30 protein-coding genes are annotated in these 23,804 nt (G+C 62.5%); 19 read left to right on the top strand and 11 right to left on the bottom strand.

Features of this window, described 5'->3' with window-relative positions:
- Positions 1–285: 285 nt before the first annotated feature.
- Positions 286–1,407, bottom strand: coding sequence for a substrate-binding domain-containing protein (locus AC1TPF_RS00910; RefSeq protein WP_482142238.1), 1,122 nt, complete (start codon positions 1,405–1,407; stop codon positions 286–288).
- Between the two features lie 65 nt (positions 1,408–1,472).
- On the opposite strand from AC1TPF_RS00910, the gene AC1TPF_RS00905 reads away from it, so the two are divergent.
- On the top strand, positions 1,473–1,946 hold the full coding sequence (locus tag AC1TPF_RS00905) for a MarR family winged helix-turn-helix transcriptional regulator (protein ID WP_482137041.1): 474 nt from the start codon (positions 1,473–1,475) through the stop codon (positions 1,944–1,946).
- 22 nt (positions 1,947–1,968) lie between these two features.
- Here the strand turns inward: AC1TPF_RS00905 and AC1TPF_RS00900 are convergent, their stop codons facing one another.
- Entirely contained in the window at positions 1,969–2,592 is a 624-nt protein-coding gene (locus AC1TPF_RS00900; RefSeq protein WP_482142236.1) for a DUF2231 domain-containing protein, read from the bottom strand.
- Between the two features lie 140 nt (positions 2,593–2,732).
- On the opposite strand from AC1TPF_RS00900, the gene AC1TPF_RS00895 reads away from it, so the two are divergent.
- From AC1TPF_RS00895 to crcB, 5 genes are all read left to right on the top strand, one after another.
- Complete coding sequence (locus tag AC1TPF_RS00895; RefSeq protein ID WP_482137043.1) at positions 2,733–3,176, top strand: Fur family transcriptional regulator; 444 nt, start codon at positions 2,733–2,735, stop codon at positions 3,174–3,176.
- Positions 3,177–3,299: 123 nt separating this feature from the next.
- Positions 3,300–4,754: a catalase gene (locus AC1TPF_RS00890; protein WP_482142235.1), complete on the top strand. Its 1,455-nt coding sequence runs from the start codon at positions 3,300–3,302 to the stop codon at positions 4,752–4,754.
- Positions 4,755–4,821: 67 nt separating this feature from the next.
- Positions 4,822–5,295: a Dps family protein gene (locus AC1TPF_RS00885; RefSeq protein ID WP_482142234.1), complete on the top strand. Its 474-nt coding sequence runs from the start codon at positions 4,822–4,824 to the stop codon at positions 5,293–5,295.
- A gap of 128 nt (positions 5,296–5,423) precedes the next feature.
- Positions 5,424–5,855 (top strand): fluoride efflux transporter FluC, encoded by a 432-nt coding sequence (locus AC1TPF_RS00880; protein ID WP_482142232.1) that lies wholly within the window; start codon positions 5,424–5,426, stop codon positions 5,853–5,855.
- Positions 5,852–6,217 (top strand): fluoride efflux transporter CrcB, encoded by a 366-nt coding sequence (crcB, locus tag AC1TPF_RS00875; RefSeq protein WP_482137047.1) that lies wholly within the window; start codon positions 5,852–5,854, stop codon positions 6,215–6,217. Before AC1TPF_RS00880 ends, crcB begins: the two co-directional genes overlap by 4 nt.
- Positions 6,218–6,256: 39 nt before the next feature.
- Here the strand turns inward: crcB and AC1TPF_RS00870 are convergent, their stop codons facing one another.
- From AC1TPF_RS00870 to AC1TPF_RS00860, 3 genes are read right to left on the bottom strand one after another with little or no spacing between them, the layout of a single operon-like run.
- Positions 6,257–7,018 carry an AIM24 family protein gene (locus AC1TPF_RS00870; protein WP_482137048.1) on the bottom strand — a complete coding sequence of 254 codons (762 nt, stop codon included), beginning with the start codon at positions 7,016–7,018 and terminating at the stop codon, positions 6,257–6,259.
- 9 nt (positions 7,019–7,027) lie between these two features.
- The gene (locus AC1TPF_RS00865; protein WP_482142231.1) at positions 7,028–7,756 is read right to left on the bottom strand and encodes an AIM24 family protein; all 729 of its coding nucleotides are present in this window, start codon (positions 7,754–7,756) and stop codon (positions 7,028–7,030) included.
- A 5-nt stretch (positions 7,757–7,761) separates the two neighbouring features.
- The gene (locus tag AC1TPF_RS00860) at positions 7,762–8,385 is read right to left on the bottom strand and encodes an AIM24 family protein (RefSeq protein WP_482142229.1); all 624 of its coding nucleotides are present in this window, start codon (positions 8,383–8,385) and stop codon (positions 7,762–7,764) included.
- Positions 8,386–8,550: 165 nt separating this feature from the next.
- On the opposite strand from AC1TPF_RS00860, the gene AC1TPF_RS00855 reads away from it, so the two are divergent.
- Positions 8,551–9,021: a hypothetical protein gene (locus AC1TPF_RS00855; RefSeq protein WP_482142228.1), complete on the top strand. Its 471-nt coding sequence runs from the start codon at positions 8,551–8,553 to the stop codon at positions 9,019–9,021.
- A 4-nt stretch (positions 9,022–9,025) separates the two neighbouring features.
- Here AC1TPF_RS00855 and AC1TPF_RS00850 read toward each other — a convergent pair whose 3' ends face one another.
- Positions 9,026–9,919 carry a hypothetical protein gene (locus AC1TPF_RS00850; RefSeq protein ID WP_482142227.1) on the bottom strand — a complete coding sequence of 298 codons (894 nt, stop codon included), beginning with the start codon at positions 9,917–9,919 and terminating at the stop codon, positions 9,026–9,028.
- 53 nt (positions 9,920–9,972) lie between these two features.
- Positions 9,973–10,926 (bottom strand): GlxA family transcriptional regulator, encoded by a 954-nt coding sequence (locus AC1TPF_RS00845; RefSeq protein WP_482142225.1) that lies wholly within the window; start codon positions 10,924–10,926, stop codon positions 9,973–9,975.
- Between the two features lie 82 nt (positions 10,927–11,008).
- On the opposite strand from AC1TPF_RS00845, the gene AC1TPF_RS00840 reads away from it, so the two are divergent.
- Complete coding sequence (locus AC1TPF_RS00840; protein ID WP_482142223.1) at positions 11,009–11,236, top strand: hypothetical protein; 228 nt, start codon at positions 11,009–11,011, stop codon at positions 11,234–11,236.
- Here the strand turns inward: AC1TPF_RS00840 and AC1TPF_RS00835 are convergent.
- A complete protein-coding gene (locus AC1TPF_RS00835; RefSeq protein WP_482142222.1) occupies positions 11,203–11,868 on the bottom strand; it encodes a chymotrypsin family serine protease in 666 nt (221 codons plus the stop codon). The two genes, AC1TPF_RS00840 and AC1TPF_RS00835, sit on opposite strands and share 34 nt — an antisense overlap.
- A gap of 137 nt (positions 11,869–12,005) precedes the next feature.
- Positions 12,006–12,485 (bottom strand): bacterioferritin, encoded by a 480-nt coding sequence (bfr, locus tag AC1TPF_RS00830; RefSeq protein WP_482137056.1) that lies wholly within the window; start codon positions 12,483–12,485, stop codon positions 12,006–12,008.
- Positions 12,486–12,640: 155 nt separating this feature from the next.
- On the opposite strand from bfr, the gene AC1TPF_RS00825 reads away from it, so the two are divergent.
- Positions 12,641–13,258, top strand: coding sequence for a fatty-acid--CoA ligase (locus AC1TPF_RS00825; RefSeq protein WP_482137057.1), 618 nt, complete (start codon positions 12,641–12,643; stop codon positions 13,256–13,258).
- A 15-nt stretch (positions 13,259–13,273) separates the two neighbouring features.
- Positions 13,274–13,459 carry a (2Fe-2S)-binding protein gene (locus AC1TPF_RS00820; RefSeq protein WP_482137058.1) on the top strand — a complete coding sequence of 62 codons (186 nt, stop codon included), beginning with the start codon at positions 13,274–13,276 and terminating at the stop codon, positions 13,457–13,459.
- Positions 13,460–13,510: 51 nt separating this feature from the next.
- Here the strand turns inward: AC1TPF_RS00820 and AC1TPF_RS00815 are convergent, their stop codons facing one another.
- Together AC1TPF_RS00815 and pcaC are read right to left on the bottom strand one after the other, a co-directional pair.
- Positions 13,511–14,395, bottom strand: coding sequence for an NAD(P)-dependent oxidoreductase (locus AC1TPF_RS00815; protein WP_482142220.1), 885 nt, complete (start codon positions 14,393–14,395; stop codon positions 13,511–13,513).
- A complete protein-coding gene (gene pcaC / locus AC1TPF_RS00810; protein WP_482137060.1) occupies positions 14,392–14,784 on the bottom strand; it encodes a 4-carboxymuconolactone decarboxylase in 393 nt (130 codons plus the stop codon). The genes AC1TPF_RS00815 and pcaC overlap by 4 nt, the downstream gene beginning before the upstream one ends.
- Before the next feature lie 117 nt (positions 14,785–14,901).
- On the opposite strand from pcaC, the gene AC1TPF_RS00805 reads away from it, so the two are divergent.
- The 9 genes from AC1TPF_RS00805 to AC1TPF_RS00765 all read left to right on the top strand — a co-directional run bounded on the left by AC1TPF_RS00805 (position 14,902) and on the right by AC1TPF_RS00765 (position 23,782).
- The gene (locus AC1TPF_RS00805; protein ID WP_482137061.1) at positions 14,902–16,479 is read left to right on the top strand and encodes a methylmalonyl-CoA mutase family protein; all 1,578 of its coding nucleotides are present in this window, start codon (positions 14,902–14,904) and stop codon (positions 16,477–16,479) included.
- Positions 16,479–16,880 (top strand): cobalamin B12-binding domain-containing protein, encoded by a 402-nt coding sequence (locus tag AC1TPF_RS00800; RefSeq protein ID WP_482142219.1) that lies wholly within the window; start codon positions 16,479–16,481, stop codon positions 16,878–16,880. The genes AC1TPF_RS00805 and AC1TPF_RS00800 overlap by 1 nt, the downstream gene beginning before the upstream one ends.
- Positions 16,881–16,965: 85 nt before the next feature.
- Positions 16,966–17,922 (top strand): TIGR03564 family F420-dependent LLM class oxidoreductase, encoded by a 957-nt coding sequence (locus AC1TPF_RS00795; RefSeq protein WP_482142218.1) that lies wholly within the window; start codon positions 16,966–16,968, stop codon positions 17,920–17,922.
- Complete coding sequence (locus tag AC1TPF_RS00790) at positions 17,919–18,965, top strand: CaiB/BaiF CoA transferase family protein (protein ID WP_482142217.1); 1,047 nt, start codon at positions 17,919–17,921, stop codon at positions 18,963–18,965. The genes AC1TPF_RS00795 and AC1TPF_RS00790 overlap by 4 nt, the downstream gene beginning before the upstream one ends.
- 417 nt (positions 18,966–19,382) lie before the next feature.
- Positions 19,383–20,459 carry a phosphotransferase gene (locus AC1TPF_RS00785; RefSeq protein ID WP_482137065.1) on the top strand — a complete coding sequence of 359 codons (1,077 nt, stop codon included), beginning with the start codon at positions 19,383–19,385 and terminating at the stop codon, positions 20,457–20,459.
- A gap of 51 nt (positions 20,460–20,510) precedes the next feature.
- Positions 20,511–20,942: a cupin domain-containing protein gene (locus AC1TPF_RS00780; protein ID WP_482137066.1), complete on the top strand. Its 432-nt coding sequence runs from the start codon at positions 20,511–20,513 to the stop codon at positions 20,940–20,942.
- Positions 20,939–22,168, top strand: coding sequence for a CaiB/BaiF CoA transferase family protein (locus tag AC1TPF_RS00775; protein ID WP_482142215.1), 1,230 nt, complete (start codon positions 20,939–20,941; stop codon positions 22,166–22,168). The genes AC1TPF_RS00780 and AC1TPF_RS00775 overlap by 4 nt, the downstream gene beginning before the upstream one ends.
- Entirely contained in the window at positions 22,165–22,587 is a 423-nt protein-coding gene (locus tag AC1TPF_RS00770; protein ID WP_482137068.1) for a Zn-ribbon domain-containing OB-fold protein, read from the top strand. The genes AC1TPF_RS00775 and AC1TPF_RS00770 overlap by 4 nt, the downstream gene beginning before the upstream one ends.
- Positions 22,580–23,782 carry a thiolase family protein gene (locus AC1TPF_RS00765; protein ID WP_482142213.1) on the top strand — a complete coding sequence of 401 codons (1,203 nt, stop codon included), beginning with the start codon at positions 22,580–22,582 and terminating at the stop codon, positions 23,780–23,782. The genes AC1TPF_RS00770 and AC1TPF_RS00765 overlap by 8 nt, the downstream gene beginning before the upstream one ends.
- Positions 23,783–23,804 lie beyond the last annotated feature (22 nt).

Raw genomic sequence — 23,804 nt, 5'->3', positions numbered from 1 at the left:
GCGCAGCGGTGACGCACTCCCGTGGAGTGCCGGCCCGGAGTAGACGCGCGTGGACGTCTGGCAGCACGTGAGGCACTCGGTGGTTCGGTTCGCAGAGCCTATTGGGAGTGCTAGATCGAACTCCCCGCACTCGGGGCAGCGGTAGGTGTAGGTCGCCAACGGATTCACTTTCTCTTGAAATACTTTCTATAGAAACTATTTCAAAGTGAACGTGACAATAGTGGGTCTTTGTGTAAATGATCGGTTAACCCATTGGGCGAGGTGACGAACGGGACTCCCGGGACGTCAGGATTGCAACTCGTGCAAGACATCCCACTGTAGTCCGTCTGCGGCAGCCAGGAACACGGAATGGTTCAGATGTCCGTCACGGATCTCCACCTTGCCACGGGGACTTTCGTAGGTCAGTCCCTCCGCGATCGCGCGCATCGGGTTCACCTGGGTCGATCCGGACCGTCTCATGAGTTCGACGATCAATCGGATGCCTTCGTAACACGATTCGCCGAGACTGTTGAGCACCGGTGCGCCAGACCCGAAGCGATGGAAGTACTGGGCAGAGAAGTCCAGGCTCGAAGCGGTGGACAGATCGTCGAAAAATCCTGCGGCGGTCATCAGTCCGCGGGAGTTCTCGGGACCGGAAGCGAGTAGGACATTCTCGTCTATCAGCGAGCTGAAGCGGATCAGGTCTCGGTCGAATCCCGCGGCCGCGAACTGTCGGTTGAACGCAACCGCGTCGTCGCCGATCAGCAGCATCAGGACCCCTTCGCACCCGCTGCTCTCGAGTCGACGGAGTACCGACCCGAACTCGGTGGTTCCCAGCGGAACAAACATCTCGTCGCAGACGATGCCACCCTCGGCCCGTAGGAACTTGGTGGCCGATCGTGATGACATTCGGGGCCAGATGTAGTCGTTGCCCACGATGGCCCAACGTCGGATGCCGGCGTTGCGGTCGAACCATCGCAAGGAAGGCCAGAGCTGGCGATCCGGAGTTTCCCCGGTCAGGAATACGCCGGGCCGGTGCTCGCCGCCTTCATAGAGTGCGGTGTAAACATAGGGAATGCGTGCCCCGATCCGCGGTGCGAGCACCTCCCTGACGGCAGAGATGTGCCACCCGGTGACGGCGTCGATGGCCGAAGCGTTGATCAAGGCGCCGACCTCATCGGCGACACGGCGCGGTGCCTGGCCGCCGTCGACAGCGATCAGTCGAACTTCACGGCCCATCACCCCGTCGGTGGCGTTGGCCTCCTCCACCGCGAGTTGGGCGCACGCCTCACAGGACGGGCCGAACAGCCCCGCCGGTCCCTGTAACGGGATCACCAATGCAATGTTGAGCACACCCTCGCGACGCGCGATCAGATGGAGCCGCTCCTCCTGGATAGGGGTGGGGTGGCTCGCATCGCCAATGTTCACGAGTGCACTGTAGGCGCTGATTGCTACATCGGCGTTTCGAATGAACTGGTCTAGAGTCTCTATGCATGGCGGAGTCATCCCTGGGCGGAACCGGTGGAACCCTGGGGTTCTTCCGCTTGCTGACGCTCGCCGAACGTGAGTTGGCCCGGCGGCTCGAAGTTGCCCTTGCACAGTGCGGTTCGACCGTGGATCAATGGCGGATCCTGAACTTTGTTGCCGATACCGCCGGTTCGCCGATGACTGCCATCGCAGATCACGTGGGTATGCCTGCTCCGACGTTGACCAAGATCATCGACAAGCTCGTGTCGTCCAACCTGGTATTGCGCCGCGCGGACGCGAACGACCGACGGAAGGTTTTGATCCTCGTGTCGGCTCGGGGCACCGCTGCCCTCGCCGACTGGAACAGCTTGACCGAACCCACAATCAAGGAGTTCTCGGATTCCGTCGGTGACAGAGATGCCGCCAAGTTGACGCGAATGCTCGAGAAACTCGTCGGTGCGTCTGTCCAGTCCGATTCGGGCGAAGCACTTCTGCGCTGATTGCCAGGGGTGGTCGTTCGCCCTACCGTTCCCGCAACACCCCTGCGCTCTGGGCGTACGAGAGATGTCCACCCAGCGCACCCGAGACACCGGAGACGGCAAGTCCTGCCAGCGACCAGATCGATCCGCGTACTGCGTTCCCACGCCGACGCTTTCGCCAGGATCGGGCGAAGCAGGCGATGCCGATCGTGTTCGTCGCCATGTGGAATACCGCGACACGGCGTTGAGGTGTGTCGAGCGTGGTGTATTCGACGAGGCCGGTGACGCCGGCGGGAACTGCGGCCATGAGCCCGAATGCGACCAGACGCTGGGCGGCGGCGCGTTGGCCTGTCGCATCGAGCAGCGGCACGGCCATCCAGGCCCCGATGGGGACGGTCACGAGGATGGGATGAAGCGGATGCCCCAGCCACTGCCCGCGCAGGAATGTCAGGGCTGCCGGAGGAAACTTGGTGTGCAGGAGGCCGGCAAGTGCGTTGGCCGGTCCGTCGACTGCTTTCACATTCTCGACTGCCAGCAATGCGCGGGCGATCGGGCGGGGCCCATCCGGCCGTCTGGCATCGGTCAGCGAGACGATGCTGTCCGGTTGCCCGCGGTCTTCTGTCTCGCTCGGTGGGTTTTCGATGGGGTCGTTCGATGAGGTGGTCACCACGGAGTTGTTCCCCGTTTACCGTTCTTCCAATCACCCTCATGGCCACGATCAGGGCGGCTACCTGCCATTTCGAGTTTTCTGGAAAGATTCCAAGTATTATCTGGACTCATTCCAGAAAAGGCGGTATGGTCGGTCTCATGAGTTTCCAGCAGCCTCCCAGCGACCCGCAGCAGCAGCTGCGTGCGGTGGGTCTTCGGGTGACAGCGCCACGCCTGGCTGTTCTCGGCTTGCTGGAGACCCATCCGCATTCCACGGCCGACTTCGTTGCTGCCCGCGTCCGCGAGCAGCTCGGGGGCGTGTCCACGCAGACCGTGTACGACGTCCTGCGGGTCTGCTCGGAGCGGGGACTGTTGCGCCGCATCGAACCGGCCGGGTCTTCCGTTCGGTACGAGAGTCGGACCGGCGACAACCATCATCACCTCGTGTGTCGGAGTTGCGGCGAGGTCCGTGACGTCGATTGTGTGGTGGGCATGGCACCCTGCCTGCAGCCAAATGTCGATCACGGCTTCATGATCGACGAGGCCGAAGTGACGTTCTGGGGACTTTGCTCGCAATGCCAGGTGAAGCCTGAGCAGGGTTAGATCCCCGAAGCTCTGCCGCCGGCCATTGGGGTCGGCGCCAGTATCTTTATATCTTCTTGAAGTGCAACACCTTTCAATACGCATTGAGCAGCGCTCGGCGCGAACTCAACAGGAGGTAAATAAATGACCCCACGGACCACCACCAACGCTGGGATCCCGGTGTCGAGCGACAACGAGTCGCTGACCGCAGGAACCCAGGGGCCGATCCTGCTCCACGATCACTACCTGATCGAGAAGCTCGCCCAGTTCAACCGCGAGCGGGTCCCGGAGCGGGTTGTACATGCCAAGGGCGGCGGCGCATTTGGCGAATTGACGATCACCGGAGACGTGTCGAAGTACACCAAGGCCAAGTTCCTGCAGCCGGGCAAGAAGACCGAATCGCTGGTCCGCTTCTCAACGGTGGCCGGCGAGCAGGGCAGCCCTGACACCTGGCGCGACCCCCGCGGCTTCGCGATGAAGTTCTACACCGAGGACGGCAACTACGACCTCGTCGGCAACAACACGCCGATCTTCTTCATCAAGGACCCCATCAAGTTCCCTGACTTCATCCGCAGTCAAAAGCGCTTGCCCGGTTCGGGTTTGCGTGACCACAACATGCAGTGGGACTTCTGGACGCTGCGTCCGGAGACTGCGCATCAGGTGACCTGGCTGATGGGTGACCGGGGCATCCCGAAGAGCTGGCGGAACATGGACGGCTTCGGTTCGCACACCTACCAGTGGGTGAACGCCGCAGGTGAGCGCTTCTGGGTGAAGTACCACTTCAAGACCGATCAGGGGATCGAGTTCCTGACCCAGGCCGAAGCCGACACACTTGCCGGTACCGATCCCGACTACCACCGCCAGGATCTCTATGAGGCCATCGAGCGTGGCGAGTTCCCGACGTGGACGATGAAGGTCCAGGTCATGCCGGTCGCAGAGGCCGAGGCATACCGGTTCAATCCGTTTGACCTGACCAAGGTCTGGTCGCAGAAGGACTACCCGCTGATCGAGGTCGGCAAGTGGACGCTGAACCGGAATCCGGAGAACTTCTTCTCCGAGATCGAGCTGGCGTCGTTCGGGCCGTCGAATGTGGTTCCGGGAATCGGCTTTTCGCCCGACAAGATGCTGCTCGGCCGGGTCTTCAGCTACGCCGACGCCCATCGGCACCGCATCGGGACCAATTTTGCGCAACTGCCGGTGAACGCGGCGAAGGCCGCCACGGTCAACACGTACTCGAAGGAAGGCGCGATGGCCTACACCTTCAGTGACCCGAACACCCCTGTGTATGCACCGAATTCGTTCGGCGGACCGCATGCCGATCCAGAAGCGGCCGGCGACGAAGGGCTGTGGGAGTTCGATGGGCGGGCAATTCGTGCCGGCTACATCGAACATGCCGAAGACGGTGACTTCACGCAGGCGGGAATCCTGTATCGCGAGGTGCTCGACGATGAGGCCCGGGAACGACTGGTGGGCAACATCGTTGGACACGTGCTCGGTGGCGTTCGGGAGCCGGTTCTCTCGCGTGTGTTCGAGTACTGGAAGAACGTGGATGCAGACCTGGGCAAGCGGGTCGAAGAGGGCGTCCGAAACGGGGAATAGGCGTCTGTCGGCCAGGGTTGAACCCAACAGACTCAATCGCATTTTTGCGCGCACAGGAGGTAGCGGAATGACCAATCCCATCACCAGCACACTGAGCAAAGACCAGCAGGCTGTGGCAGGTAAGGCGCTGCAGGAGACCGTTGTCGACATGATCGACCTGTCGCTGATCGCCAAGCAGGCGCATTGGAACGTCGTCGGCCAGCAGTTCCGTTCGGTTCACCTCGAACTGGATGAACTGGTCGCGGCTGCGCGTGACTTCACCGACGCCGCGGCAGAGCGTGCCACCGCGATCGGTGTCAGCCCGGACGGTCGGGCTGAGACCGTGGCAAAGACGGCAGGCACCAAGGGTTTCGGCGATGGCTGGACCAAGGACGTCGATGTGGTGAAGGAGATCGTCGCCAACATCAAGACCGTTGTCGACGGACTGCGGTCCCGTATCGAGGCCACCGAAAAGGCTGATCCGGTCACCCAGGATCTGCTGATCGGCTTTGCTGCGCGGCTCGAGCAGCTGCACTGGATGTGGCAGGCGCAGGTCGCCTGACCCGAGACCGCAGGTGATGCGCAGCCCGCATCGCCTGGCGTAAAGCCCCCCACGGCCATCCCCCCGGCCGCGGGGGGCTTTTGCGTGTGAAATCGCCTGTACCGCTTGCGGGCAGTAGATTCGTACAGATGTCCGACCGCCCGTTGCATCTGCGCCTGAGTGCGCTGGTCCCGATCTTCGTCGGCGGCCTGTTGGGTACCGGAGCCCGCTATCTCCTGGAGAAGGCCTACCCCTTTGAACCATCCGGGTGGCCCTGGACCACATTTCTGATCAACCTGGTCGGAGCCTTCGTGTTGGGCGTGGTGCTGGAGGCGCTGGTTCGCATGGGCTCCGATATCGGGTGGCGTCAGCGCGCGCGGTTGTTCCTGGGGACCGGATTCTGTGGCACCTTCACGACCTACAGCGCGTTTTCCCTGGAGTCGACGCTGCTCTTTCGTGACGGCAATCTCGGTACGGCGGTGGGATATATGGCGACGACTGTTGTCGTGGGAGGCCTGATGGCCTGGGCCGGGATATCGGCGGCAGCAGCGGTTCACGGTAGATCGGTGCGGCACCGATGATCTTCTGGGTGGCGCTGGCAGGGGCACTGGGTGCCGTCCTCCGGTTTGTCATCGATTCGGAGGCCAAGCGCAGGATCTCGGTGACGTTCCCGTGGGGCACCGGTGTCATCAACGTGACCGGCTCCCTGATCATCGGCGCGGTGGCCGGATCTGTGATGTATCACGCGGGCGCCACCGAATTGCAAGCCATCATCGGTACCGGATTCTGCGGTGGTTACACCACATTCAGTACCGCGAGTGTCGAGACCGTTCAACTGATCCAACAAGAGCGACGTGGTGCGGCAATGGTCTACGCCGCCGGTTCGTTGATTCTCTCTGTGGCCGCGTGTGCGGCCGGACTCACACTGCTCTACCTGCTGTAGTCCGACCGTCCACCGGATGTACCCGAATATTGCCCGGACTCAGTAACTTTGTTGCTGCTGCGCCATTTGTGACTGGATCTTCTGGTTGAGCCGCGTGAGCCCGACCGACGACAGGCCCGGGATCTGACTTTCCAGGCTGCGCACCAGATTGTGGTCGTTGATGACCTTCTCGCTGGACTGGATCAGGACCGTGCCGGATCCGGTGAAGTCGAACTGCTGCTCTTCTCCACTGGCCGCACCCATCATGGCCGCGCCCGCGGCCATGAATCCGGTCACCCAGCTCTGGTCGTAATGATGACTGGGGGAGGGGCAGTCGGCCCATCCGACAAGGGCTTCGGGGTCGACGCGAAGCGGTGGTTCGGCGAACATGACCGGTCCATTCGACGACGCCAGGAACTTACCGCTTCCGATGAGCGTGAGGTATCCGGGGACGATCGACTGGTTGAGCTGCAGTCCCGGCTCGAATGCCAGGAGGTTCGCGGCACGCACCGTCAGGTTGCCGTCTTCGAGGTCGTAGGAGTTGATGTCGTATCCACGGTCGCCGATGATGAGCGTGCCCTGTCCCTGGGCAATGATGAAGTCGCCCATGTACAGCGGTGCGCTGATGGTGCCTGCGAGTTGCTGCATCATCGAGGTCTGCATGCCCTGGATGAGGGCCTGGAACTGCATCTGCCCGTAGTAGGCGATCATGGCGCCCTTGGACATGATCCAGGGCTTGGTCATCTGCATGTAGTACGCGTAGCTGTTGCCGGGAATGTTGTCATCGCCCTGCAGCATTGACGGATTGAGTATGTCGCTCATGGCTTTCCCCTACAGCTTTTCTTCGGACGCTTGCACGAACACGGTCCCTTGCCCCTGGCACAGCAACTGCATCGCCTCGCCGGCTCCACGTCCGACGGCATCGCGCCAGCCCGCGGTCGACTTCAGCTGGGTCTGCACATTTCCGAATGTGCCGACAAACGCCTGCGGGTCGACGACGACCGGGTACTGGCCGCCGACCTGGATCTCCAGCACCTCGCCGTGGGCCAGCAAGACCACCGAACCCATTCCCTGCAACTGAGTGGTGAACATGCCGTCGCCGGTCAGTGCGCCGGTTGCCGCTCCGCGGAGTGCTCCCATCAGACCACCGCCGCGTCCGCCACCGCCGCCGCCGTTGCCGTTGCCCTGGGACGTCATCGACACGATGGAGGCCTGCAGACCCGCGGTGTAGCCGAGTGTTCTGGACGCATCGGCGGTAACGGTGCCGCCCTGGGGCATGTCGATGACATGCACTGCGAGCCCGCCGAATCCGTAGTGGATCTGGCCGTGCCCCTGCGCCATCATGGTGGCCTCGTGCTCACCGCGCATCATCCGGCCTGCCATACCGGCGATGGCACCCATACCGCCAAGACCAGGCATTCCGCCGGCCCCGGGAATCTGGTGCGGAGAGAACTGAATCTGGCCGGTGTAGAAGAGCATGGCGCCTTTTCGGGCAACCACACCACCGGCCTGGCCGACGTCGACCTTGACAACCTTCGAGTTGATCTTCTCAAAAACCATGTCGCTCACCGCTCCGCCGGTTGGATGGACACAACACCCTGACCCTGCCAGCGCAGTGAAAAGGCCTCACCGCCGTCCTGGCCGATTATCGAACGCCAGCTGACATCGGTGACAAAGGACTGCTGTAGTTGGCCTTTGGCGGAGACAAATGCGTCTGGATCGACCACCAACGGGAGATTGGGATTGACTTCGAGGTGAATCAGCGGTCCGCCTGCCGACAACAACGCGACCTGGCCGCTGCCGGTCACCGTGGTGGTGAAAAGTCCTTGACCGCTGGACATCCCGCCGACTCCGGAAAATTGGACATTGGTCTGCAAGTTGCCTGCCATGGCCAGGAGTTGGCGCGACTCGACCTGGATGGTCTCGTTGTTGAGTTGCAGAACGGTGGTGTACTGCGCGTTGATCGCCAGGTGCACGATGCCATTTCCGGTGCACTCCATCAACTTCAGCGATTCGCCTGTCGCCTTTTGTTTGAGCCCGGCGAGAACGCCTGATCCGCCGCCGAATCCGGCCGATTTGAATTCGACCTGCCCCTGGTACGAGATCATCGATCCGCTCACTGCCTTGACTGACGTGTTGTTCAGGCGTGCTTCGACAACGCGCTTGGTCAATCCGATCAACTCGGCCATCTGACCCATTCCCCTATGAGTTCGAAAACTGCACTTTGGTACCGCATTATCGTAGGCATCCCGGACTCCGGTGAACAGACCCATACACAGTTCAAATGATCACCGGTGTCGTCCGCGGCCTCGGGCGCGCTGGCGTGATAGGACGTTTTCTGTAACGTGTGTCAGGTGAATGACACATCGTGGGCGGCAGTGGGTGTTGGGATTTTCGTTCTGGCGGTGGTCATCGGGGTGGGCCTGTACGTCTGGTATCGGCAGACCGAGGCGCAGCGTCTCGGCAAGGACGTCGAACTGGCGGTGAAACTGCGGACGGTCGCCGGGGACGATCCGGTGCGGGCGGCCGCCGTCGAGGAGTTCGAGACGGCCATCTATGAGCGGTTGTTCTATGTGTCGACCGTTGGACCGCGGGCAAGGGGAGCAGCCTGGGCGCTACTGGGTACCGTGCTGTCGGTATTCGCCTCGTTGTGGGTGTCCGGCGACGGCATCATCGAACGCGCCGTCCACTACGGATTTGCGGCTGTTGCAGCCGGTTTCGCACTGACCTTCTTGGTGTTCCTGGCGCTGACGGTTTACGCGGCGACCACAATGCCGCGGATCTCTTTCGCCGATTCCTATGAGCCCGACACCCCGGCCGACTGAGGGATCAGTATCCGGGATATCCGCCGTATCCCGCCGGTGCAGAGGGTGGTGGGTTGATCTTTTTGTGACCCAGGACGATTCCCGCGATGCTTGTCCCGGTCATGACCACCAATGTCACGGTTGCCAGGATGGCGCCAGGCCCTGTCGAGAAGTCGTTCAGCCCATCGAACAGGGTCGAATCCTCGTCATCGTCGAAGATGATGCACGTGCTGGGCACGGCAAGAAATACCAGTGCCACGAACAGGTGTAAGACCGACAGGACGAGGATCGCGACAGAGTTGCCGAAACGGCCGATGTTGCACATGACCAGCAGCGCCAAAATGGCCACCGGCAGTACCAAGAACGGGATGAAGATCGCCGCGAAGGGTGTCCCGGTTGTTCCCGGATCCATGATCAGCTGCGAACCATCCTGGAACACCTGACCCCAGCCGTTGACCGAAACCTTCGCCGCATCGGTGTATTTCGGCTCGAACGAAGCCCATGTCAACCAGCCGTACGCGATGAACAGCAATGCGCCCACCATTGCCACGGCCCCGAGCGCGCGAGTTGCTGCGGTCGCGGCGGGTTGTAGCCGCACCGGCGGAGGGCCACCCATCGCGAACTCGGGCTCGGGATACTGCAGTGCCCGGTATTGGGGTGCCGGGTATTGATGCGTCGGGTATTGGGGCGTCGGGTATTGCTGTGGCGGATACTGCTGCGAGGGGTATTGGGTTTGCAGCGGATCCCCGTACTGCGGAGGGGTATACGGCGCGAACTGGTCGGACGACGATGTCGGGTACGTCGGTTGCGCAGGGTAGGGATTGACCGGGGGCGTAAATGCTTGCGTCGCTTCGGTGTTGTCCGGATGCTTGTTCAGATCCGGACGGCGGTCACCTGAATCGCCTGAGTTGCTGGTCATCGTCTCCGCTGCTTCCGGTCGGGGGTCGGACCCATCGTAGAGGGACGCCGGAGTCAGCCGACGCAGCCGAAGCGGCCCCGGAACGCAGTGGGTGTGATGCCCACAGCGGTCGAGAAGTGGTGACGCAGCAGCGTTGCCGAACCGAATCCCACCTGCCGCGCGATCTCCTCGATGCCGTGATCACTCGACTCCAGCAATCCCTGCGCGGCCAGCACCCGTTGCTCGGTGAGCCACCGAAGCGGACTGGTGCCCACCTCGTCGCGGAATCTGCGGGCAAACGTGCGCGGCGACATATGCGCTTTTGCGGCCATGTCGGAAATGGCTATATCGGTGTCGAGATTGGTCAGCATCCAGCCTAGGACCTGCCCGAATCCGTCGCTATCACATTCGGGGACAGGCTCTTTCACGAATTGACGTTGCCCGCCATCGCGATGGGGAGGCACCACCATCCGCCGGGCGATCTTGTTTGCCGCGATCGGTCCGAGTTCCGTCCGGATCAGGTGCAGGCTGGCATCGATACCGGCGGCCGTGCCTGCGCTGGTGATGATGTTGCCCTCTTGGACATAGAGGACGTCGGTGTTGATGCGGACCTCGGGGAACAGTTCGGACATCTGCGTGCCGTACCGCCAGTGCGTCGTGGCTGACTTCCCGTTGAGGAGTCCGGCGGCGGCGAGCACAAACGCGCCGGTGCAGACCGACAGGATGTAGGCGCCACGCTTGTCAGCCGCACGAAGGACATCGAGTACTTCTTCGGGGTAGTCCGCGGTGAGCCCCCCGGCCGGGATCGCCACGAGGTCGGCGTCGGCGCAGGCGTCGAGTCCGTAGGTGGGGATGATCTGGGCGCCGGTGGTGAAGTTCAGTGGCTTGCCCGGTTCGATCCCGCACACCCGAAAATCGATCCGGGGTACACCCTCGTCGGTGCGATCAACGCCGAAGACCTCGCTGACAACGCCGTACTCGAACGCCGCCACGGGTTCTTGCAAGATGACTGCGGCTGATCTCAACACATAACCAGTATGGCAGTAAATTTGCGACGAAGGTCAAATCGGCCACTGTTGGCTTGATCTTTTCGAGCGCATAGTTTTGGACATGGGAATCGAAGCCGTGATAATCGCAGTCCTACTCGGCGTGGCGCTGGCCGCAGCCTTTGTTGCGATCTATCAGAACGCAATGAAAACCGCCCACCTGCCGCAGGCTCCCTTCGGTGCCGACGTCGATGCCGAGATCGGGTTCGGGGGAGTCGCAGAGGTGGGCGGAATCAGGAAAGTTCCCGACCGCAGAGGTCAGGCGACGCGGAAGTCCGTGATGCCGCGCTGACGCATGTCGTCGAGGATCGGCTTGATGTTGGTGCCGGTCTCGGGGCCGATGCAGCCGAGGAAGTAGTAGGCGTTGACCATGCCGACGAGGCGGTCGCCGACAACCACCGGGCTACCGGAATCACCCTCGACGACGCAGATCTGGCTGAAGTGCGCAAAGCCGTCCGAGAACCAGGTGATGCCGCAGGTATTGCCGGTGGTGCGGCCTTCCTTGCATGCGAATTCGAGGAATTGCGGCGCCTGCGTGCGAAGTCCGCGAATCGTCACGCCGCCGATCTGTCGGACGGGATTGACCTTGGCGGCATCGAACCGGATGATCGCGTAGTCGAGGACCTCGTTCGTGTACACGATCTGGCCGATATACCCCGCGGACCTGGCCGATTCTGCGAGGACCGGCGTACCGGCATCCCCGCAATGTCCGGCAGTCAGTCCGACAAGGGCGTTGTTCTGATCGTGTCCGATGGTGGTCAGGGTGCACGCACTGAATCCGCCGCGACCTTCTGGGAACAGGAGTCCGGACCCACCGCCGAGGTCGATCTTCGCAGGGGCTGCCGTTGCGGTCGACACCCCCAGGCTGGTGAGTGCGAGTAGAGCACACAGGGCTGCGATGACCGTGCCGACCTTCTTGAACATCAATTCCTCACGTGAACCATGCGAAAACACGAGGGCCCGGTGTCAGGCCCTCGTGTCATCGCCTTTGGAACCGAGGGTAGTCGCAGAGCCGGGGGGCGTCGATATCGCCTCAACGACCTACACGCGACCGACCCGGATCACTTCGGAGGGCGTGCCACGCACTGCGCGAGGTATAGCGCCTCGCCGAGCGTGTCCATCAACTCGAGTTGGGTGTCGAGATAGTCGAGATGGATTTCCTCGTCGGCCAGAATCCCTTCCAGCAAAATTGCACTGGTGGTGTCGTGTTTCTCACGGCACATCGCGATTCCCGGTTTCAGTCGGTTGATGACGTCGACCTCGATGGCCCGGTCGCTGACGAATTGCTCGCGCAGGGTCTGGCCCACTTTCAGCGAGAACAACCGCTGGTAGTTGGGCAGGCCGTCGAGCAGCAGGATCCGGTTGGTGAGCGCTTCGGCGTGGTTCATCTCGTCGAAGGATTCGGCGCGGGTGGTGGCGGCTATTTCGGTGAATCCCCAATGTTCCTGCATTTTCGAATGCAGGAAGTACTGGTTGATTGCCGTCAGTTCACTGGTCAACTGCTCATTGAGCAGTTTGAGAACCTCGGGATCTCCTTGCATGGTTTCTCCTCACGTCAAAAGAAGCGGGTGTTTTCAGACACCGGGAGGGCTGGTCCTGGTGGGGCCGTATGAACCCACGCGCTCAAATCAATTTACCCGGTAGCATGGCGATTCGACCGGCAATGACAGACCTTAGACAGCAGGGACGGGCTCAAATGACCCAGCATTCGCGAATTCTGGCCGCGGACTTCTCCGTGTCCGACGAAGCCGGAATCCTGGAACGCCTTGCGGTGAACAATGATTCGCTTGCCCGTCTCGGCGCCCATCACCTCGTTGTCTACCGGGCGCTTCACGATCCCAAACGCGTGTTCGCCACGCTGGGACTGCGTGATCGGGGATCGATCGACAAACTCTTGCGCAGCCCCGCGGTGATGGATTGGTACGACGCGGCAGGCGTCGAAGAAATTCCACCGATGTTCGCAGGCGATGTCGTCGAAAAAATCGAACTCGAATCGCCCGCGTCAGGGGATTCGGGCATCATCGTCGCCGCCATTGCGCCGGTGGACGACGTGACGACTCTGCTGGAAAAGGTCCGTGTCAGTTTGCGGCGGTTCATTGCCTCCGGGGTGCGCAAGGTCTGGATCTATCAGGCCTTCGACGATCGCCAGGAAGTGATGATCCTGGTGGAACTCGACACCGAGGAAAATGCCATCGCCTGGGTCGAGCGACCTGACGCCGCTGCCGAATGGATGCAGGGCGCGGGTGTCGGCGTGTACCCGCCGCTGTTCGTCGGAAAGTTGGAGCGGGTCATGGAACTACAGATGATCGGTTAGTCGCAGGTATCCGCGATGTATGTCTGTTTGTGCCAAGGGGTTACGAGTCACGTCGTCGAGCAGGCCGTGATCGACGGGGCACGCACGTCCAAAGAAGTTGCGAATGCCTGTGGTGCCGGCCGCGACTGTGGTCGCTGCCGGCACACCGTCCGGGCCATCATCGAGGCGCACTTCGCCCAGTCGCCTACCGCCCCCCGATAGTGTGGGGTTCTGGCGGCGTCCACCTGGGAAAACCTGCGCCAAAAGGGCACATTATCGGGTTTGGGAAGTAGTCCACTTCGCAATCTCGGTCTGATCGGCTCCGGGACCGAGGTCTTTGTCGGCGGTAGCCCAGACCTCGACAGCTCGTTCGCCGAGCGGGGTGGGGACACCGATCGCCGATGCGAGTCCGGTGGCGATCCGCATGTCCTTCAGCATCAGTTCCATCCGGAAGCCCGAGTTATAGGTCTCGGGGATGACGAACCGGGGGAACTTCACATCCGTGGCCGCATTCTGGCCGCTTGATGAGTTCAGCATCGACACCATCAGCTCTTGGTCGAGGCCGAAACGCCGTCCGATGGCGACGCCTTCGGAGGTGACCAAGAGACCGACCGCTGCCATCAGGTTGTTGATCGACTTGAGGGCGTGACCGGCACCGGTGTCGCCGACCCGGGTCATCGTTCCCATCGGCGCCATCACATCGGAGATCGCGGCGACGGCTTCTGCGGTACCGCCTGCCATGATCGTCAGCTTCCCGCCCTGCGCACCGGCAACTCCACCGGAGACCGGTGCGTCGACCAGGACTGCTCCGGTTTTCTCGACCGCCTTGGCGAGTTCGACCGTCGACAGTGGCTCCGACGAGCTCATGTCGATGACGGTGGTCCCGGGATTCAGTGCGGCCAGTACCGCCTCGTCACCGAGCACGACCTCGACGACACGTGAACTCGGCAGCATGAGGATGACGTATTCGGCACCGACGACGGCTTCGGCCGCGGTGGTGGCGGACCTGCCGCCCGCGGTGACGAGGGCGTCGCGAGCTGCTTCGGTCGGGTCGAAACCGACGACGTCGTAACCGGCGTCGAGCAGTCGGATCGACATCTGCGCGCCCATGTTGCCCAAGCCGACGAACGCGACCCGATTCTTCTCTCGTGCGCTCATGCGAGGTGCTCCGCAACGATTTCGTTTGCCACTCGGAAGGATTCGAGCGCAGCCGGGACACCGACATAGATCGCGGTCTGCAACAGGACCTCCTGGATTTCTTCCGGGGTCACCCCGTTGGTGAGTGCGCCGCGGACGTGGGCGGCGAGTTCGGTCGGTTTGCCCAGGGCGGTGAGCATCGCCAGGTTGATCATCGAGCGTTCGCGGCGCCCGAGTCCGGGGCGGGTCCACACCGCGCCCCAGCAATACTCGGTCACCAGCTCCTGCATCGGGCGGGTGAAATCGGTGGTGGCGGCGACCGCACGTGCGACGTACTCGGCCCCGACCACCTCCTCGCGAACCTTCATACCTGCGTCATAAGTCTCGCGGCGGGTGGCGTCGGTCGTCATCTGGTGTGCGGTCCTCTCTCCGATTGGCCCGTTGCCACTGCGTTGAGCAGCAGCTCAAGGACCATTCACGATAAATGGTATTGGCATTCTCATTTTTTGCAAGTACGGTATTCAACAATGAACGAGAACGTGGAAACCTCCTCTGGCATCCCTCTTGAGTCGGTGTACGGACCGAATCCCGAGGGGTCGACCCCGCCCGCCCCAGGCGAGTTCCCTTTCACCCGCGGTAACTTTCCGTCGGGCTATCGGGGACGACTCTGGACCTTCCGTCAGTACTCCGGATTCGGAACCGCCGAAGAGTCGAATGAGCGGTACAAGTACCTGCTCGGGCAGGGTGGCACCGGACTTTCGGTGGCACTCGATCTTCCGACCCAGTGCGGTTACGACTCCGACGATCCCGAGTTCACCGACGAGGTCGGCCGGGTGGGGTGTGCGGTCGACACCCTCGCGGACGCAGAGATCTTGTTCGCCGACATCCCGCTGGACAAGATCAGCACCAGCTTCACGATCAACGGCACGGCCGCGATTCTGCTGGCCCTCTATGTCGCTGCCGCCGAGAAGAAGGGTGTGCCCCGCGAAAAACTCACGGGCACAATCCAGAACGACGTACTCAAGGAGTACGCCTCGCGTGGCACCTGGATCTGGCCACCGGAGCCGTCGCTGCGACTGATCGCCGACACCATCGAGTTCTGTGCCGCCGAGGTCCCGCGTTTCAACGCCATCTCGGTTGCCGGTGCGCATTTCCGTGACGCGGGTGCAAATGCCGTGCAGGAGATGGCCTTCACGCTCGCCGACGGTGTCACCTATTGCGACACGGTTGTCGAGCGCGGTCGGATGACCATCGATCAGTTCGCGCCGCAGATCTCCTTCTTCTTCTACACACATGGCGACTTCTTCGAGGAGATCGCCAAGTACCGGGCAGGCCGTCGCCGCTGGGCGACGATCGTGCGGGAACGGTACGGCGCCAAGACGGAGAAGGCCGCGATGTTCCGGTTCGGCTGTGTGGCAGGCGGCGCCTCGCTGTACGCACCGCAGGCCCAGAACAACCTGGTCCGCGTCGCCTACGAGGCGATGGCCTCGGTCCTCGGTGGTGTGCAGTCGATGTTCACCGCCGCCTGGGATGAGCCCTTCGCGCTTCCCAGCGAGGAGTCGGCAACGATGGCGCTGCGCACCCAGCAGATCCTGGCCCTGGAAACCGGTGTCACCCGCGTCGCCGATCCGCTCGGTGGCTCGTACTTCGTGGAGGCTCTCACCGACGCCACCGAGAAGAAGATCATCGAGATCATGAGCGATCTCGAGAATCACGGTGGCATGGTTGCCGCGATCGAAGATGGTTACCTGCAGGGGCTCATCGCCGACGAGGCGTACAAGATCCACCAGGAGATCGAGGGTGGCGTCCGCCCGGTTGTCGGTGTGAACCGCTTTGCATCCGAAGAGGCCGCACCGGATATCGCAACCTACGAACTCGACGCCGAAGGGCGCGAGTTGCAGCTCAAGCGTTTGGCGAAGGTCAAGGCCGAGCGTGATGACGAGGCCGTGAAGAACACGCTGGCGCAATTGTCGCGAGCCGCGGAAGGAACGGAAAACCTCATGCAACCCTTGATCGATTGTGCAAATGCATACTGCACCGTCGGAGAGATGACCACCGCACTCAAAGACGTGTGGGGCGAATTCTCGCAGCCGGTGGTGTTCTGATGACCGCCCGTATCCTCGTCGCCAAGCCCGGCCTCGACGGCCACGACAAAGGCGCCAAGATCGTTGCCCGCACCCTGCGTGATGCGGGATTCGAGGTGATCTACACCGGTATTCGGCAGCGGATCGAGGACATCGTCTCGATTGCACTGCAGGAAGACTGCACCGTGGTTGGTCTGAGCATTCTCTCGGGCGCCCACATCGGCCTGACCAAGCGCCTGGTCGACGCTCTGCGTGAGGCCGGAGCCGGAGACATCAAAGTGATTGTCGGCGGCACGATTCCGCAGTCCGACGTGCAGAAGCTACTCGACATCGGCGCGGCGGCCGTGTTCCCAACGGCGACCCCGCTCGACAAGCTCGTGAGCGGTATGCGGGAACTGACAGGTACCGCGGCACCGGCCTGAGGCCGCCCGAAGAGAACCAGGACCAATCTGCCACATGAATCAACAAGCCATGTGGGAGAACTAATTTCGTAAACTTGGAGGTATCGTGCGCGTCGGGGTAATGATTGGTCCGGAGCGGGGTGACGCGGCCAAGAAGGTCGACCGGATGATGGCCGACATCGTCTGGGCCGAAGAGGCCGGGATGGACACGGCCTGGGTGCCGCAGATCCCCACCGACTTCGACGCGCTGATCACCGTCGCGTTGATGGGCACCAAGACCTCTCGCATCGAAATCGGTACGGCCGTGGTGCCGCTACAGGCGCAGCATCCGATTGCCCTTGCCCGACAGGCATTGTCGGCGCATGCGGCAACCGGGGGTCGGCTGGCCCTTGGCGTCGGGCCGTCGCACCACTGGATCATCGAGGACATGCTCGGTCTCCCGTACGAGAAGCCGGCAAGGCTCACGCGTGACTATCTCGAGGTTCTCAACGCCGCGCAAAAGGCGCCGGGTGATGTGGACGTCGTCAACTCGACGTACAACGTGCACAACCCACTCGATCTCGGACCGGTGGCCCCGCTGCCGATCTTGATCGCCGCCCTCGGGCCGGTCATGCTCGACATCGCCGGCCAGCACGCCGACGGCACCATCCTGTGGATGGCCGACGAGCGAGCTGTGGCAGATCACGTGGTTCCGAAGATCACCGCTGCGGCGGAGAAGGCCGGACGCGGCGCGCCTCGCATCGTGGCCGGTATTCCGGTCTGCCTGTGTGCGCCCTCGCAGGTCGATGAGGCCAAGGAGCGGGCGAACCGTATTCTGGCCGAAGCCGAGGTCTCTCCGAACTATCAGCGACTGCTCGATCAGGGCAACGCGAAGAGCGTCGGCGACCTGTGTGCCGTCGGTGACGAGGAGGCGATCATGAAGCGCTTCAAGCAGTTCGAGGATGCCGGCGTGACAGACCTGTCGATGCGACTGCTGCCCATCGGTGATACCCGCGATGAGTTGATCGCTTCCAAGTACCGCACCCGGGACGTGATTGCCGGGCTCGTGGCGGACCTGCGATGAGTTCTGGACCCCTGGCCGGGATTCGCGTCCTCGAGGTCGGGCACATCCTGGCCGGCCCCTACGCGACCATGATGCTCGCGGATCTCGGTGCCGAGGTCACCAAGATCGAACCGGCAACCGGAGACCTGTCGCGGCAGGTGAGCGATGCATATTTTGCGAGCCTCAATCGCGGCAAGCGCAGTATCTGCCTCGACCTCACCACCGATGCGGGCCAGGCGCGCCTCGGTGAACTTGCCAGTGAATCGCATGCGCTGGTCGTGAATTTGAAGCCCTCGGCGATCCGGAAGTTCGGATTGACCTATGAGGCACTGCAGAAGTGGAACGACAAGATCGTCTGCGTTGCGCTCACCGGGTACGGCCTCGATCAGGGTGATGATCCGGCGTTCGATTACGTGATCCAGGCGGTCACCGGCGTTGCGTCGCTGACCGGCGATCCGGACGGACCGCCGACCTTGCCCGGATACTCTGCCGCCGACAACTCGACGGGGCTCACGGCCGCGTTGGGTCTTCTCGCGCAGATCATTTCCGGTAAGGGTGGGCAGGTCGACGTGTCACTGCGCGACGTGATGCTCTCGCAGCTCAACTATCGCGCGTCGGCATACTTGAATGAAGGCACCGAGCCACGCCGGATGCCCAATGGTGCTCACTCCTATTACGTTCCGGCGCAGCTGTTCCCGACCGCTGGCGGATACCTGGCACTGTTCATCACACACGACGGATTCTGGCGGACGTTCTCGCGCGAGGTTGGCATCGAGGGATTTGCCACCATGGCCGAGCGGGCCGCGAACCGCGACGAGGTTCTTGCGGTGGTGACGGCGGCGCTGGCCACTGATACGGCGGCTTCTTGGGAAGCACGGCTGCGTCCGCTGCAGGTGCCGGCCGCCGCTATCCGGACGCTGCCCGAGGCCCTGGCGGAGAACCCCGACATGGTGGTCAAAGCCGGACAGTTCAGTTTGGTCGGCAGTCCGATCCGGATCACCGGCTACGAACCCGAATACGGCGCGCCGCCTGCACTGGGCGAACACGGCGCCCTGCCTGCCTGAGGGGGCACGGAACCGATAACCAGTTACCCATCGTGGCTTGTCCGGTGGGCAACTGGTGTCTGGCTGCGCGTGTGGCCTCTTCCGCGTCGAGCTCTTTGCGCACTCATTCGGCGATGAGGATTGCCTCGATTCCGGTGGGTACACCCTCGTAGATGGCTGCCTGTAGCGCTTCGTGAACGCGGTCATCGGCCCTGTGGTGGATCCCCAATCCGGGTGGTGCCGGACTGTTTTCGCGCTCAGTCAGTTGTGGTCACCGCAAACGATTTCAACGAAAACGCAGAAATTATCCGTGGGTAGTATTAGATTCTGCTCCATGGTGAAACTACGTTCTACATCATGCAGGTCATATGGGAGTGAATCTGCGGCGGCATGGGCTTCGCGGACTGAATCGTCCGGTATCGCGGCGGTGTATGCCTCATGATCCCCGTGCCCGACACCCTCGACGTAGCCCTGTCTCCGGAGTGGCTCACGTCTGCGCTCGCTCCTCGATTCCCGGGAATCGAAGTGACCGGCGTGACCCCGGGGCCGATCGTGGACCGGATCTCCACAAACGCTCGATTCACCATTGACTGCGCAGGCGGCGTTCCGGATGGCCTCCCGGCGGCGCTCTGCATCAAGGGGTACTTCAACGAGGAGGGTCGGGACCGGCGTTTCGTCGGCGAACCCGAGGCGTGTTTCTATCGTGACGTCGCCGGGGAGGTCGATGTCCGGACGCTGCGAAGTGTCTACGCCGATCTCGACCCGGTGACCCGTCACGGCGTGGTGATCACCGAGGACATCGTCGAGCAGGGCGCAGTATTTCTCGATGCGGCAAGCGAATTCACCCCTGATCAGACCGCGCAGAGCCTGGATCAGTTCGCCCGGCTTCATGCTGCGACATGGGGGAAGCCGCAATGGGCCGATGTGCCGTGGTTGGCGCCGCGCCTGAAGGGTGCGATGCGCGCGTGGGGGATCGACGGCGTGACCGCCCATATCGAAAAGAACTTCGCCGGGCCCAATGGTGCGGGAGTTCCCGAAGAAGTGCGTGATGCCGATGGGTTGGTCGCGGCGTACATCGGTCTCGCCGACGCCCTGGATGCCGAGCATGCCGCATCGGACTGGTGTGTGATCCACGGGGATGCTCATGTCGGGAATCTGTTTCTGGACGCCGAGGGTGCGCCGAGCCTGGTGGACTGGCAATTGGTGCAACGGGGGATGTGGTACATGGATGTCGGTACCCATATCGCAACCGCACTGTCCGTCGATGACCGTCGTGACAATGAGCGAGATCTCTTGGCGCACTACCTCGATTGCCTTCGCGGCCAAGGCGTGGAGCCGCCCACATTCGATGTGGCATGGCGCGCGATCCGACGGGGCATCGTTCGCGGCTTCTACCTGTGGGGCATCACGACCAAGGTCGAACCGCGGTTGATCGAGATACTCCTGCGGCGGCTCGGTACCGCAGCCGCCGATCACGACGCGTTGACTCCGGACCTGTTCGTGGCCCCGGTATGAGGATGTCGAACAGTATCTACTGCAATCGATTTCGACCGGAATGGAGTGACTGTGCCACACGCGAAGCCTGATGAACTGCCCAATGCCGGAGGTGGCCGCTGGCCGGCGGCCAAAGATCATTTCTATTCAGTTCAATGGGGGGATCTCGAGGTCGGCTACACCGCCACCGAGGGCGCACGCGACTGCACGGACCTGTACCGCGCGGCGGGTCTGCCCGGAGGTGTGTGTATGTGCCCCCACTACGGATTTGTGCTCGAAGGGGCGGTCACCGCGACCTATCCGAACACCGACTGGCCCGATGAGACGGCTGGTCCGGGTGAGGTCTACTTCTTTCCCGCCGGACATGTTCTCAAGTATTCCGAGGCGACAAAGCACCTCGAGTTCAACCCCGCATACGCCCTGCAGCAGCTCATGGATGCGATACAGCGCATTTCGGCCGTTGACCTCAGAGTTGCCCCGGCCGAGACGGAGGGTGGCCGATGACCGTCGACGAAACCACAGGGCATGGTGCGTTCGAGGGGATCCGGGTCGTAGAACTGGCGCAATGGGTGTTCGTCCCCGTCGCCGGTGCCTTGCTGGCCGACGGTGGTGCCGAGGTGGTCCGGGTGGAGCGATTGGATGGCGATCCTTATCGGGGCCTGGCCACGCAGGGGATCGGGAGCGAACGAGGTGGTGTGAATCTGTCGATGGCACTTGCCAATCGAGGTAAGCGATCGATTGCGCTCGATCTGCATCGCGATGAGGGACTGAAGGTTCTGCACGAACTGCTCGCCACGGCAGACGTCTTTCTGACAAGTCTTCGACCGGGTGCCCTGTCACGCCTCGGGCTCGATGCCGAGACTCTGCGCAGTCGGTACCCCGGGTTGATCTATGCGCGTGGCCACGGCTTCGGTGTGCGTGGACCGGACGCAGATCAACCCGGCTATGACAGTTCGGCATTCTGGGCCCGCGGCGGGGTCGGGCACACCCTCACACCCACCGAACGCGACTATCCCATCGGCCAGCGAGGTGCGATGGGTGATCGAAATGGTGCCATGGCACTGGCTTTCGGCATTGCATCGGCGATCGTGGAGCGCAGCCGGACCGGTACCGGTTCGGTGGTCGACGTCTCCTTGCTCGCGACCGCGATGTGGATGCTGTCCTCAGATTTGTTGGCGGCACTCAACGGCGGTGATGTTCAAGCTGTGAGTGGTCGTGGGCCACAGGTGAATCCGTTGACCGGGACATACCGGACCAAGGACATGCGCCACGTCCAGCTGATGTTTCTCCAGGGCGATCGCTATTGGCCGGGTTTTGCCCGGCTCATCGGCCGGGGCGACCTCGTCGATGACCCACGATTTGCAGACATGGCGGCGCGGCGCGCCAACAGTGCCGCCTGCATCGCCGAACTGGACGAGGTGTTCGCCATGCACACACTCGACGAATGGAAAGGTATTCTGGCGGACCTGGACGCGCCGTGGGCGCCCGTGCAATCAGTGCAAGATGTCATCGACGATCCACAGGTCATCGCCAATGACTATGTCGGAGAAGTGAAACTCGACGACGGACAGGTCTATCGCCTGCCTGCCGTGCCGATCCAGTTCAACGAGCAGGCTCCGCAACTGCGGCGAGCACCCGAGCACGGCGAACACACCGAGATGGTACTGCTCGAACTCGGTTATGACTGGAGTCAGATCAGTGGTCTGAGCGGCGCAGGCGTCATACCGTGAAAACCGAGCGCCCGCTGCCGATCCCGGATGCATCGTCGGCGCCGTACTGGGCTGCGGCGGCCGAACACCGTCTCGTCATGGCGCGGTGTCGAGCGTGCCAGATGTTCGCGCTACCGCCGGACAGTGTGTGTCCGCATTGCGGCTCAACAGAACCGGACTTCGAGTTCACCGAGGTCAGTGGAGCCGCAACCATCCGATCGTGGACGGTGGCGCGGCAGTCGTTCCTGGCGGGGTTCGCCGATCTGCTCCCGATGGTGCTCGTCGACGTCGAACTCATCGAGCAATCCGAGCTACGGATGATCGGCCGACTACTCGACGGCGTCACGGATCGGCTCCGGGTGGGCACGGCTGTTGTCGTCGGGTTCGAGGATTTGGCGCCCGGCATCTCCGTCCCGGCGTTCGTGCTCGCCGATGACTGACGACCTGCAGGCGCGCAACAAGATTGCGATAGCCGGCTATGCGCACAGCGCCATTGTGCGACATGCCGACCGGCCACTCGGAGCGGTTGCCGTCGACACTGCGCGCGCCGCAATCGCCGATGCCGGTCTGAGAGTGGACCAGGTTGACGGCTTTGTCAGCGCCAGTCTGCTACCGAATTCGGGTGGGCGAGGGCCGGAAGATGGTGTCAGCGTTGTCTCGTCGGCATGGCTGGCCCAACGCCTCGGCGTCGAACCGCACTACGTCGCAGGCTTTGACGGGATCGGTCAGCTGACCGGCTCGATGGCCATCGCGGTCAATGCTCTGATCAGTGGTGCTGCCGAGTACGTACTCGTTCACCGTGCGTTGCACAATCCAACGGGGGTCTATCACGGCAACCCGATGCAGGAGGTCCGCGGTATCCAGCAGTGGACGGCGCCGCAGGGATTCTTCGGGCCGCTTGCCATGATCGCGCTGCCGTACAACGAATATCTGCAGCGGTATGGTGCCGACGCGGAGTCGATGGCGGCCGTGGTGACCGAGGCGCGGAAGAACGGCGCGAGAATTCCCTGGTCCCACTGGTATGACCGGCCGTTGAGCAAGGACGAATATCTTTCGGCGCCAGAGCTGTTCGATCCGGTACGTCGCTTCGACTGTGACATTCCGGTCGACGGTGTCGCCGCATTCGTGCTGACCTCCGCCGACCGGGCGCGCGATCTTCCCAATCGGCCGGTCTACATCACCGGCTGGTCCGGTGGAACTCCGCGCAGGCGGCGTCTACCGTCGCATTGGCCGCTGGACGACATCCTCGACGGCGGCGCTGCGATGGTCGGTCGATTGCGGGAGAAGATCGGTATCCCGATTGCCGAAATAGATCTGCCGCAGGTGTACGACGGCTTTTCCCCATTCGTCTGGTTCTGGCTCGAAGTGCTCGGATTGTGTCCACCGGGACAAGCCCATCGATTTGTCGAGTCCGGGGGAATCGACAGCGACAATCCCGGAGCGATCCCGGCGTTGTCAGGAGGCGGCGCGTTGGGAAACGGTCGGATGCACGGTATTCCGCAAATGCTCGAGTGTTATCTGCAACTTGCCGGCCGAGCAGGCGACCGGCAGCGCGAAGGGGTCACAACTGCCCTCGCCTGCCACTCCTCACCGCATTTTGGTGGGGCGATTGCATATTCGAATCACCGATTCTGAGGTTGTCGGAGGCATTCTCGGA

The sequence above is a fragment of the Williamsia sp. Y853 genome, assembly GCF_056786495.1.
The sequence above is the reverse complement of the archived record's forward strand: the minus strand, read 5'-3'. Positions and strand labels throughout refer to the sequence as shown.